Genomic DNA, 12,540 nt, shown 5'->3' on the forward strand with positions numbered 1-12,540 from the left:
AGGATGCGCAGTTAACAAGTCCAAAGCGCTTTGCATGCGGGAGTGCCGCCGCAGCGGTTTGCCGGCGGCGCAAGGCATCGACCCGGCGAATGCGGGTAGAAGATGGGAGGTGGAGGAAGTCGTTGCATTCACCGGGCCGCATCATCAGGGCCGCCAGGGCAGCCCATCGGTCACAGCCTTTTCACGGCACCTATCGGATCGGTCCTTCCCGCCTCTGGCCCGGCGGAATGCCTTTCCGAAACACGGTTTGCAGAACCATCCTTGTCGATGCCGGCCTCCGGTTCGCGAAAGGCGCCGCGCGTATCGCCCTTCCGTTCCGGTTGCGGGAGGAATGATGCGGCGGAAATGGCGGGTGGGGATGGGAGGGGAAGGATTTTTTCGGAAGTGACTGAAAAGGAAGGAGGCTTGGCGCAGAGTTTTCCGCATCTTTTGGAGCAGAACGGAGAGCAAGCCCCTCATCCGGCCCTTCGGGCCACCTTCACCCCGGCGGGGAGAAGAAATATGCCGTGCCCTCAGCGTGGCAAGGAGTGTGGAGCTTGTTCTTCTCCCCGCCGGGGAGAGGTGCCGGAGCGAAGCGAGGCGATGAGGGGGCGACGCTGCCGCCGCCCCCTCCACCGCGTCAAACGTAACGATTGACCACGTTTTCGAGATATTCCTGACGGCCGGACTTCGGCTCGGGATTGATATCCTCGCGCTCCACCAGGGCGGCAATCTCTTCCAGCTTCAGCTCGCCGCGCAGCATCTTCTGGGCTTCCGGCGAATCCCACTTGGCGTAGCGCTCCTTGAGCGGCTTCGACAATGCGCCGTCCTCGATCATCTTCGCCGCCGCCTTCAGGCCACGGGCGCAGCAATCCATGCCACCGATATGGCCGATCAGCAGATCCTGCGGATCGAGCGACTGGCGACGCAGCTTGGAATCGAAGTTGGTGCCGCCATTCTTGAAACCGCCGCCGGCGAGAACATGGTAATAGGCCAGCGCCATTTCCGGCACGTTGTTGGGGAACTGGTCGGTATCCCAGCCGGACTGGTAATCGTTGCGGTTCATATCGATGGAGCCGAAGATGCCGAAGGCGTTGGCCATGGCAAGCTCATGCTCGAAGGAATGGCCGGCGAGGATGGCGTGGCCCTGCTCGATATTGACCTTCACTTCCTTTTCCAGACCGTTCTTCTGCAGGAAGGCGTAAACGGTGGCGACGTCGTAGTCATACTGGTGCTTGGTCGGCTCCTGCGGCTTCGGCTCGATCAGGATCGTGCCTTCGAAGCCGATCTTGTATTTATATTCCACCACCAGATTGAGGAAGCGGCCAAGCTGGTCGAGTTCACGCGACAGATCGGTGTTGAGCAGGGTCTCGTAACCTTCGCGGCCGCCCCACAGAACATAGTTCGCACCGCCGAGCTTCTTGGTGGCGTCCATGCAGGTCTTCACGGTTGCAGCGGAGAAAGCGAAAACATCCGGGTCCGGATTGGTGGCAGCACCCGACATGAAGCGACGGTTGGAGAAGAGGTTCGCCGTGCCCCAAAGAAGCTTCACGCCGGTATCGGCCTGCTTTTGGGCAAAATAATCAACGATCTCGTTGAGGTTCTTGGTATTCTCCGCAAAGTTCCGACCCTCCGGGCGCACATCCGCGTCGTGGAAGCAGTAGAACGGCGAACCGAGCAGCGAGAAGAATTCGAAAGCCACATCCGCCTTCAGTTTTGCCGCCTGCATCGTATCTTCGAACCATGGGCGCAGGAAGGTCTGGCCGCCGAAAGGGTCGCCGCCCGGCCAGGTGAAGGTGTGCCAATAGGCCACCGCAAAACGCAGGTGATCTTCCATGCGCTTGCCGGCGACGATTTCGTCGGGGTTGTAATGACGGAAGGCCAGCGGGTTGGTGCTGTCGGGGCCTTCATATTTGATCTTGGCAATATCGCCGAAGAAACCTGTGCTCATGGTGATCCTCCTTGGTGGGTTTAGATGGTGTTCGGTATAGGTTGGAGGGCGTGGCTCCCCCCCTCTGTCCTGCCGGACATCTCCCCCTCAAGGGGGGAGATCAGCAGGACGCTATCTATCGCTCCATACTCAGCCTCGCATGAGGACGAGATGTAGCCGCTTGTCGATCTCCCCCCTTGAGGGGGAGATGCCCGGCAGGGCAGAGGGGGGTGAAGCCGCACACGCCGTGTCTCAATGCGAAAGCGCCCGAATAGCCGGATAAAGCGCATGATAGCGCCGGTAAGCCTCCTCATAGGCGCCGGCCAGCGCCGCCACCGGCTCGATCGTCCGCGCCGTCTCCGGCTGCGAGCACACCGCCACCGGATCGGCCCCGGTCGCAGCGATGAGGCCGAGGCGGGCCGCGCCGAAGGCGGCGCCGAAATCGCCCTCGGCCGGAATATCGACGGGCACGCCGAGCGAGGTGGCGATGGAGGCAAGCCAATAGGCCGAGCGCGAACCGCCGCCGATGGCGGTGACGCGGGAGATGGACGTGCCGGCCGACTTCAGCGCTTCGAGATTGTCCCTGATCGCGAAAGTGACGCCTTCCAGCACCGCCTGGGTCAGCGCCTTGCGGTCGCTTTCATGCGAAAGGCCGATGAAGGAGCCGCGAATGGCGGCGTCGTTGTGCGGGGTGCGCTCGCCCGAGAGATAGGGCGCGAAGGTGACACCGGTTGGTGCAAGCAGCGTTTCGCCCAGCTCGCCGGTCAGATCGGCGGCGGATTGGCCGGTGAGGCGCGAATACCAGTTCACCGCATCGGTGGCGGAGAGGATGACGCCCATCTGGTGCCAGGTGTTGGGCAGCGCATGGCAGAAGGCGTGCACGGCGCTTTCCGGCTTCGGCAGGTAAGATGCGTTGGCGGCGAAAAGCACGCCGGATGTGCCGAGCGACACGAAAGCGTGGCCTTCCTTCACCGTGCCCATGCCGCAGGCGGAAGCGGCATTGTCTCCCGCGCCGCCGGCAACGACGGTGCGGCCGGAAATGCCCCATTCAGAGCCAAGTTCGGCGCGCAGCACGCCCGCCTCATCCGTGCCTTCCACCAGCGAGGGCATGTGTTTTTCATCCAGACCGGTGGCGGCAAGAAGTTCGGAAGACCATTTGCGTGCGCCGGTATCGAGCCAGGAGGTGCCGGCGGAATCCGACATTTCGGAGATGTATTCGCCCGTCAGCCACAGACGCAGATAATCCTTCGGCAGCAGCACCTTGGCCACTTTCGCGAAGATTTCAGGTTCGTTCTTCGCCACCCAGGCAAGTTTCGGCGCAGTGAAGCCGGGGAAGACGATATTGCCGGTGATCTTGCGGAAGCGCGGATCGGCATCCAGCGCGGCGGCCTCGGCATAAGAGCGCGTGTCGTTCCACAGGATGCAGGGGCGCAGCACCTTGCCGGCCGCATCGATCAGCGTTGCGCCATGCATCTGGCCGGAAAGGCCGATGCCCTTGACGGCGGAAAGTTCCTTCGGAAACTTCTGCTTCAGGCCGGCAACGGCGGTTTTCGTCGCGGCAATCCAGTCGGCCGGGTCCTGTTCCGACCAGCCGTGATGCGGGCGCGAAACGTCCAGCGAGCCGTTGGCCGAGCCGATGATTTTCTGATCGCCGTCCATCAGCAGGGCTTTGACGCCGGATGTGCCAAGATCGAGACCGAGATACATGTATTTCTCCATTCCGGCGCGCCATGCGCCGCTTTCAGCGTTTTTTAAAAGTCACCGCATTCCGGACGGGAAACCGGCGGCCACTTTTCCTGGAAATGCTCTCATCAGGGAAGATTGTCCCTGAGGAATATGTCGATACGGATACGTTCCTGCGCGGCGATGACGGGCAGACCGTCGGCCCGCGCCTTCAACACGCGGATGGCGCTGCGCACCTCGTGGCCGGCATCCTGGTTGAGCACGGCGTCCAGCAGCCCTTCCCGCAGCGCATTGGCGGTGTTTTCCGTCAGTTCATGGGCGATGACCGAAAGCGCTCTTTCGCCCTCGGCCGTGCCAAGCGCCCGGATGAGGCCGCGATTGCCCGCGCCGAGGCTGTAGATGCCTGACAGCTCGGCATTGCCGAGCGCCTTGCGCACCAGCGTCTCGACGGTCAGCGGATCGTCCCTGCCCTCCAGCACCGGCAGCAGCCGCAATTGCGGGAACTCGGATTCGATGACGGCGCGAAATCCTTCCAGACGTTCCCGATGGTCGCGCACCAGCATGGAGCCGGCAACAACGGCAATATCGCCGCCGCGCCCGGAGAGAAAACGTCCCATCAGGCTCGCCGCCGTGCGCCCGGCCGCGACGTTGTCCACGCCGGCATAATGATCCCGCCGCGAACCGGAAAGATCGGACACCAGAGTCACCGTGGCGATGCCGTCTTCGGCCAGCCGGTCGGCGGCTTCCGCCACATCTTCGGAATCGGTGGCGACGAAGGCGACGCCCGAGGGCTTTTCCCGCCGCGCGACTTCCAGAGCCTCCGTCAGCGCCGTGGCATTGAAGGGCGGCACCTCGATGACGCGGATCGCCGTGCGCTCCAGATGCGCCCGCGCCGCCGCGGCCCGCACTTCGGCGCGCAATGTTGCCATGAAGGAATTGTCATTGCCCGGCAGGATGAAGACCAGCGAATAATTGCGGCCCTTGGCCAGATTGGCGGCGGCGATATCGCGCACGTAACCAAGCTCGGCGATGGCCGCCTCCACCCGTGCCCGCGTTGCCGCATGCACGCCGGGGCGCATGTTCAGCACCCGGTCGATGGTGGCGAGACTGACGCCCGCCCGCTCGGCGATATCGTGAACTGTCGGCTTCATGGCTCCTCCCTCCCCTTGCATATCCAGCTTTGCGGCCGCCGTAAATCGAAAAATGATGTACGTACCTCATATTTCATCAAACGGCTGCGGAATATCAAGCCGGCACCGGGAACGGCGAAGGCGAATGGGGTTGCGATTAATAGAGGGTTCGCCGGTAGTCCTGCTCCAGCTGCTCATCCATCTTCTGCATGTCATCGCCATTCGTCGGCGCGCCTGTCGTTTCGTCCAGAATGATCTTGATGAGCGAGGGCATTTCCGACCGGGACTGGAAATGCGCCGGATCCCACAGATGCGAGCGCCGGAACGCCTTGGCGCAATGCATGAAAACCTCGGCTACCCTGACGACAATGGCGAGCTTCGGAACGCGATCCGCAACGCTCATGAGCTTCAGCACGTCGGGATCTGTGCTGAGCGTCGCACGCCCGTTCACGCGCAATGTGTCATCAAAACCCGGCACGATGAATAGTAGCCCGACATTTGGGTTGGCGATGATGTTGCTGAGCGTATCGAGGCGGTTATTGCCGGGCCGATCGGGGATCGCCAGCGTGCGCTCGTCGAGAAGCTTCACAAATCCGGCGGGATCTCCACGGGGGCTGACATCGGCCTTGCCTTCCAGATTCTGGGTGCCGATGCAGAGGAAGGGAGCGCGCCTTATGAATTCCCGCGCATGTTCGCCAAGCCTGTCCTGACACTTCTGTATCGCCAGCGCATGTGTCGGCTCGAACAGCCCGCGAAGCGACTGCTCGTCCGTAATGGTGAAATCTGGATTGAGTTCCAAAGCTGTCATGGTCTCCCCCCTGAACTGCCCCCCCATGCGACCTGAACCCGGGTCAACCGTCCTCCCGGCCCCGTTTCCGTCCGCTTCTGCGCTTCTTTGAGGTACGTACCTCAAGAATTGATATACACGGCTTGCCCATTGTGATCAACAGCAAGAATCCGGATTTGTCCTTCAAACCTTCGGCACTCGGCACGCACGCTTTCTGCCAGAAAGGCAAAAAAAGGGGCCGTCATTTCCGACGGCCCCAGCTCTGCGGTGGATGGGAGGGGATTCTTGTTAGTGCGCCGCGTCTGGCGGCGGCGCTGCCTTGGGTTTCTGGATCAGCACGGTCATGAAGATCAGGCTCGAGAACAATAGCGTCAGCGCGAAGAACACATCCGCGAAGGCCAATATCCATGCCTGCTGCGAGACCATGCCGACGAGTTTCTTGACGGCGACGGACGCGCCGTCCAACCCGTAGGAATCGTAGTTGGCGCCGACACTGTTCAGCCATTCCAGCGCCTGCGGGTTGGAATAGCTCACATGTTCGGCCAGCCGCACATAATGGTCGTCCGTGCGCTGCGACAGCATGGTGTTGATGATGGCAAGACCGACCGCGCCGCCGAGGTTACGGGTGAGGTTGAACAGGCCGGACGCATTGCGGATGCGGGCCGGCGGCAGGGTGCCGAGCGCGATGTTGTTGATCGGCACCATGCACATCATCAGGCCGAAACCGCGCAGGATCTGCGGGATCAGCAGCTCGTAGAAATCCCAGTCGGTCGTCACATGCGTCATGATCCATGTGCCGCAGCCGAAGCTGATGAAGCCGATGGCCATCATCGCCCGCGGATCGAGCTTGGTGGAGACCTTGCCGGCAATCGGCGCGGTGAAGAACATGGCAAGACCGGAGACGAACATGGTCTCGCCGATCATCAGCGCATCGTAACCGCGCACCCGGCCGAGATAGAGCGGGTAGAGATAGGTCAGCCCATAAAGCCCGATGCCCATGACGAAGGAGAAAAGCGAGCCGATGGAGAAGTTGCGGTCGGCGAAGGCCCGGATATCCACGACAGGGAATTCCACCTTGAAGGCGCGCCAGAAGAACACGACCGCGCCGATGACCATGGCGACCGTTCCCATGACGATATGCTCGTCGTTGAACCAGTCCTTGTTGTTGCCCTCTTCAAGCACATATTCCAGCGACCCGAGGAAGACGGCCATGGAGATCAGCCCCCACCAGTCGAACTTCTTCCAGAGCGACTTTTCCGGCTTGTCGAAATCGATCAGGCTCCAGGTGAGGATGGTGACGATGATGCCGGGGATAATGTTGACGAGGAACAGCCAGTGCCAGGAAAAGGCATTGGAGAGATAACCGCCGACCGTCGGGCCGATGGTGGGCGCTAGCGTGGCGACGAGACCGATGATCGGTGACACGACCGAACGCTTCGAGGGCGGGAAGATCGTGAAGGCGGCGGCGAAGACGGAGGGGATCATGCCGCCGCCGATAAAGCCCTGGATCGCGCGGTAGACGATCATCTGGTCGATATTGGTGGCTGTGGCGCAGAGCGCGCTCGATATGGTGAAACCGGCCGCGCAGGTGGCGAAGAGAACGCGCGTGGAGAGAATGCGCGCCAGCGTGCCCGACAGCGGTATCATGATGACTTCGGCGATCAGATAGGAGGTCTGCACCCAGGCGATCTCATCGGAACCCGCGCCGAGACCCGCCTGGATTTCCGCCAGCGAGGCGGAGACGATCTGAATGTCGAGGATGGACATGAACATGCCGAAGACCATCGCGAAAAACGCGATGAGCCTGCGCCTGTCCATCGGAGGATCGGCGGGGATGGACGCCCCGCCCGTACCGACAACCGTAGCCGCCATGATCTTGACCTCAACGGCGCATCAGCGATGCGCCTTACTTGGCTTCCGGGTTAACTTGCGCCGTTCTGGTGCCTTCCGGCGCCGTGCGGGTATCGACATCGACAACGACGCTGAGGCCGGCGCGCAGATTGTGCTTTGCAAGGTCTTCCTTGGAGAAGACGATACGAACCGGCACGCGCTGGATGACCTTGGTGAAGTTGCCGGTCGCATTTTCCGGCGGCAGCATGGAGAAGACCGAGCCCGAGCCGGGCGAAATCGACTGCACCGTGCCCTCGATCGTCGCGTCGTCAAAGGCGTCGACATGCACCCGCACCTTCGAACCGGGCACGACGCGCGCAAGCTGCGTTTCCTTGAAATTGGCGTCGATATAAAGCTCGTTCATCGGCACCAGCGAAGCCAGACGCTTGCCGACAGACACCAGATCGCCGTTCTGAACCGCCAGATTGCCGATGACGCCGTCATAGGGCGCCTTCAGAACCGTGAAGGAAAGATCGCGGGCGGCCTTGTCGCGGGAAAGCTGCAGCGAACGGATCGTGCTTTCGGCTTCCTCGCGCTGGGCGCGCAGGAGTTCCACATTGGCCTTGGCCGACGAGATGGCGGCATCGCCGGCCACGACATTCGCCTTGGCCTGATCGAGCGCGACCTGCGCATTGTCGGAAGCGGCAACCGTGCCGACATCCTTCGCCTGCAGCTCGCTGGCGCGCTTCTGGGTGATTTCGGCACCGCGAAGGGCGGCATCCAGCGCACCCTTCTGGGCGACGGCCTGTTCCAGCGAAGCTTCGCCGCCGACGATCTGCGCATCAATGCGCTTCAGTGACAGTTGCTCGGTGCGGATCTGGGCTTCGGCCTGATCGAGCGCGATGCGATAATCGCCGTCGTCCAGCGTCACCAGCGGATCGCCCGCCTTGACTTCCTGATTCTCGACCACGTTCACCTTGGCGACATAGCCCGAAACCTTCGGTGCGATGACGGCGATATCGCCTTCTATATAGGCGTCGTCCGTCGACACCATGAAGCGGCCGTCGACCCACCAGTTGTAACCGTACCAGCCGGCGCCGGCGAGAAGGGCAACCGCAATGACCGGCAGAAGCTTCGAACGCTTCTTCTGCTTCGGCGCCGCAATGGTCTGGGGCTGCTGCGGCGGCGCGGCCTCGGCCGGCTTTGCCGGAGAGGTCTCGGCCTTGGCGGAGATATCCGCCTCTTCCGCATCGTTGACGGCGCGAACCGCATTATTCTTCTGGGCCGACATGAGAGAGCTTACCGTGATAGATTGAAGAAAGTTTTTCGAACTGAACCGTTCGGTTCGATTGACATAATCTCTTTCCTGACACATATCAAGTGTTATCGAACCGATTGGTTCGACGTTCGGTTAATTTTTTTTACGCCATTGCGATGCTAAGAGACGGTAGCGATGGCAGGTGAAGACAGGGATATGGAGACGGAAACGGAAACGGGCTGTCCGGGCAATGCCGCCGGGCGTTTTGCGGCGGGTGAAGACCCGGCCAAACGCGAGCAGATTCTGGCTGGCGCCTGGCGTGTGTTCAAGCGCAAGGGCTTCGACGCGGCCAGCATGAACGACATCACGCGTGAAGCCGGCGTTTCCAAGGGCACGATCTATGTCTATTTCTCCAACAAGGAGGATCTGTTCGTCGCCCTCGTCGACCATCACCGCAACGAATTCGCCACCTCCATGCGCCATATTCTCGAGGGCACCGAGGAGGTGCGCGAGGGGCTGGAGCAGTTCGGCAAGGCCTTTGCCAACAAGATGATCTGTTCGGACATGATCCCCGCCATGCGTTCGGTGCTCGGCGTCATCGATCGCATGCCGAAACTGGCGCAGCGCTTTTTCCTTTCGGCTCCGAACAACGTGCGCACCGTGCTCCTGGACTTCATCGAACATCAGGTCGAGATCGGCCACCTGAAGGTGGATGACCCTGAGCTGGCCGCCCGGCAATATATCGAGCTTTCCACCGGCACCTTCTTCAAGCTGCGGCTGTTCGGCGAACTGGAAGGCCCGGTTCCCGACGAGGAACTGGACCGGGTTATCAGCAGCGCCATCAACGTATTCATGGCGGCCTACGGAACAGACAAGGCCTGAGACCATTCAGCAAGGGACGGCCTGACCGGTATCGGGCAGGCAACGCAATGGCGTCCGATACGCGGTCTGCGCGAAATTTCGATGAAATCTTGCCAAACACAGGAGCTATCTCCTTGTTTCTCGCGTATTGCGCTATAAATTCCACCCACCGAATATATCGGCTGGCCTTGTTGCTGAAAGGAAAACATACCTGATGGAGTCCATTCTCCCTCTTCTATCTGACCCCGCCGCCTGGGTGGCGCTCGTCACGCTGATCGTCATGGAGGTCGTGCTCGGCATCGACAACCTGATCTTCATCTCCATCCTCACCAACAAGCTGCCACCCGAACAGCGTGAAAAAGCCCGCAAGATCGGTATAGGCCTTGCGCTCGTCATGCGTCTCGGCCTGCTCGGCACCGTCGCATGGATCGTGCAGCTCACTACGCCGGTCTTCGAACTCTTCGGCCACGCCTTCTCGTGGAAGGACATGATCCTGATCGCCGGCGGTCTTTTCCTGATGTGGAAGGCCACCAAGGAAATCCACCACAATGTCGACCCGGAAGACCACAAGGAAGACATGGTGGGCGGCCCCGTGGGCATGAATTTCGGCGCCGCCATCGGCCAGATCCTGCTGCTCGACCTCGTCTTTTCGGTGGACAGCATCATCACCGCCGTCGGCATGACGCCGCATCTGCCGATCATGATCGTCGCGGTCATCGTGGCCGTCACCGTCATGCTGCTGGCCGCAACGCCGCTCGCCAACTTCATCGAGCGCAACCCCACCATCGTCATGCTGGCGCTCGCCTTCCTGATGATGATCGGCACGACGCTGATCGCCGAAGGCATGGGCTTCCATGTTCCGAAGGGCTACGTCTACGCCGCCATGGCGTTCTCGGCGCTGGTGGAACTGCTCAACATGCTGGCCCGCAATGCGAGGCGTCGGAAGAAGGCGAGTACGGAAGACGCGCATTGACCGCACGTCCCTCCGCAGGAGTGCCGGACTAAATCCGGCATCTTTTCAGCCCAAGTCCTTGGGCTGAAAAAACTCTTTTCGCTGCGTGCGGCCGCGGCGGCTGGATGCCGGCTCACGGCCGGTATGACGAAGAGATAGGAATGACATCCACCCCGGAACCGCTTCACCCCGGCTTGCGTTCTTCGATATCCTCATCGATAGAGTCATTCCCGCCGTCTCTCCTTCGAAAGCATAAGCCAGCATGACGACAGACCAGATTCTCGCCTTCACCGTCATCGCCGGCATGATGGTCGCGTTCATCTGGGACAGGCTGCGTTACGATGTCGTCGCCTGCAGTGCGCTGCTTGTGGCCGTCGCGCTCGGCGTCGTGCCTTTCGAAAAAGCTTTTTCCGGTTTTTCGGACGATATCGTCATCATCGTCGGCAGCGCGCTGGTGGTCAGTTCGGCGGTGGCGCGGTCGGGCATCGTCGATATGACGATCAAGAAATATTTCCCCGAAATGCACTCCAAGAGCCTGCAGCTCGCCTTCCTGATGATCGTCGTCGCCGTCATGTCGGCCTTCATCAAGAATATCGGCGCGCTCGCCATCATGATGCCGGTCGCCTTCCAGTTCGCCCGCAAATCCGGCAGCCCGGTCTCCTATTACCTCATGCCCATGGCCTTCGCCGCCCTGCTGGGCGGGTTGATGACGCAGATCGGCACCTCGCCCAACATCGTCGTCTCGCGGCTGCGCGAGGAAATGACCGGGCAGAGTTTTTCGATGTTCGACTTCACGCCCGTCGGAGCCGGCCTCACCGTCATCGGCATCATCTTCCTGACCTTCGGTTATCGGCTGCTGCCGGTGCGCAACCGCCAGCAGGCATCGGTGGAGGATATTCTCGACCAGTCCGCCTATACCGCCGAAGCCACCCTGCCCGCCGACAGCACACATGCGGAGAAGCCGCTGCGCGAATTGCTGAAACAGGCCGACGGCGATGTGATCGCCAGCACCATCCTGCGCGGGCCGCGGCGCATCTCCCCCTTCCCCGACGTGACGCTGAAGGCGGGTGACACGATTCTCCTCGAAGGCAGCCCGGAGGGGCTGGACCGCATCGTCTCGCAGGCGAAGCTTCTGCTTTCCGGCAAGCCGCTGATGGAAAACGGCCAAAAAACCGCCGATCTCATTTCCATGGAAGCGGTGATCAGCAATGAATCGGTGCTGAGCGGCATTTCCGCGCGTGAGCTTTCGCTCTCCTATACGCGTGGCGTCAATCTGATCGCCGTCAGCCGGCGCGGCCAGCGTGTCAGCCAGCGGCTCTCCGAGCTGACATTGCAGGCGGGCGACGTCATTCTTTTGCAGGGCAGCCGCAAGAACCTGCCGCAGGTATTGCAGGAATTTTCGCTCTTGCCGCTGGCGCAGCGGGAAATCCTGCTGGGCGTGCAGCGCCGCGCGTTTCTGCCCGTCATCGTGCTCGCCGCCGCCATGATCGCCGCCGGCAGTGGGCTGGTGCCGGTCTCCGTCGCCTTTTTCGCTGCCGCCTTCATGATGATCGTCGTCGGCGCAATACCGCTCACCGAGGTCTATAAATCCATCGACGGGCCGATCCTCGTCATGCTCGCCGCCCTCATTCCCGTCAGCGACAGTCTGCGCACCAGCGGGGCGAGCGAGCTGATCGCCGCATGGCTCGGTCATGCGGCACAGGGATTGCCGCCCTTTGCGGCGCTGGGCATGATCCTGCTCACTGCCATGGCCGTAACACCCTTTCTCAACAATGCCGCCACCGTGCTGGTCATGGCCCCCATCGCCGCCGGTTTCGCCACCACACTCGGTTTCCGGCCGGAGGCCTTCCTGATGGCGGTGGCGATCGGTGCGGGCTGCGATTTCCTCACCCCCATCGGCCACCAGTGCAATACGCTGGTCATGGGCCCCGGCGGTTATCGCTTCAGCGACTATCCGCGCCTTGGCCTGCCGCTGTCGATCATGATCGTCATCGCCAGCATTCCCATGCTGCTTTACGTCTGGCCAGTGAACTAGGGCGCGGACTCGTTAAATGATGCAATCCATATCCTTATTGCTGCGAGCTTGAGTGCTGCCAGATAGTTGTCGGCCCGGCGGTCATATCTTGTGGC

Annotated in this window: 9 protein-coding genes; 3 read left to right on the forward strand and 6 right to left on the reverse strand. The window is 61.5% G+C overall.

Annotated elements, in window-relative coordinates:
- Nucleotides 1-619 precede the first annotated feature (619 nt).
- From xylA to ACQZ5K_RS25815, 6 genes are all read right to left on the reverse strand, one after another.
- Nucleotides 620-1,930 (reverse strand): xylose isomerase, encoded by a 1,311-nt coding sequence (xylA, locus tag ACQZ5K_RS25790; protein ID WP_137005585.1) that lies wholly within the window; start codon nt 1,928-1,930, stop codon nt 620-622.
- A gap of 231 nt (nt 1,931-2,161) precedes the next feature.
- Complete coding sequence (gene xylB, locus ACQZ5K_RS25795; RefSeq protein ID WP_448741903.1) at nt 2,162-3,616, reverse strand: xylulokinase; 1,455 nt, start codon at nt 3,614-3,616, stop codon at nt 2,162-2,164.
- 104 nt (nt 3,617-3,720) lie between these two features.
- The gene (locus ACQZ5K_RS25800) at nt 3,721-4,743 is read right to left on the reverse strand and encodes a LacI family DNA-binding transcriptional regulator (RefSeq protein ID WP_448741904.1); all 1,023 of its coding nucleotides are present in this window, start codon (nt 4,741-4,743) and stop codon (nt 3,721-3,723) included.
- A 136-nt stretch (nt 4,744-4,879) separates the two neighbouring features.
- Nucleotides 4,880-5,530, reverse strand: coding sequence for a pyridoxamine 5'-phosphate oxidase family protein (locus tag ACQZ5K_RS25805; RefSeq protein ID WP_137005582.1), 651 nt, complete (start codon nt 5,528-5,530; stop codon nt 4,880-4,882).
- 267 nt (nt 5,531-5,797) lie between these two features.
- Nucleotides 5,798-7,381, reverse strand: coding sequence for a DHA2 family efflux MFS transporter permease subunit (locus ACQZ5K_RS25810; RefSeq protein WP_003520997.1), 1,584 nt, complete (start codon nt 7,379-7,381; stop codon nt 5,798-5,800).
- Nucleotides 7,382-7,415: 34 nt separating this feature from the next.
- Nucleotides 7,416-8,630 carry an HlyD family secretion protein gene (locus tag ACQZ5K_RS25815; RefSeq protein WP_220319263.1) on the reverse strand — a complete coding sequence of 405 codons (1,215 nt, stop codon included), beginning with the start codon at nt 8,628-8,630 and terminating at the stop codon, nt 7,416-7,418.
- A gap of 162 nt (nt 8,631-8,792) precedes the next feature.
- Here ACQZ5K_RS25815 and ACQZ5K_RS25820 point away from each other — a divergent pair, with 162 nt between their 5' ends.
- From ACQZ5K_RS25820 to ACQZ5K_RS25830, 3 genes are all read left to right on the forward strand, one after another.
- On the forward strand, nt 8,793-9,479 hold the full coding sequence (locus ACQZ5K_RS25820) for a TetR/AcrR family transcriptional regulator (protein WP_065656355.1): 687 nt from the start codon (nt 8,793-8,795) through the stop codon (nt 9,477-9,479).
- A 193-nt stretch (nt 9,480-9,672) separates the two neighbouring features.
- Nucleotides 9,673-10,431 carry a TerC family protein gene (locus ACQZ5K_RS25825; protein WP_448741905.1) on the forward strand — a complete coding sequence of 253 codons (759 nt, stop codon included), beginning with the start codon at nt 9,673-9,675 and terminating at the stop codon, nt 10,429-10,431.
- Between the two features lie 241 nt (nt 10,432-10,672).
- Nucleotides 10,673-12,445 (forward strand): SLC13 family permease, encoded by a 1,773-nt coding sequence (locus ACQZ5K_RS25830; RefSeq protein WP_448741906.1) that lies wholly within the window; start codon nt 10,673-10,675, stop codon nt 12,443-12,445.
- Nucleotides 12,446-12,540: the final 95 nt, after the last annotated feature.

The organism is Agrobacterium sp. 22-226-1 (assembly GCF_053522345.1).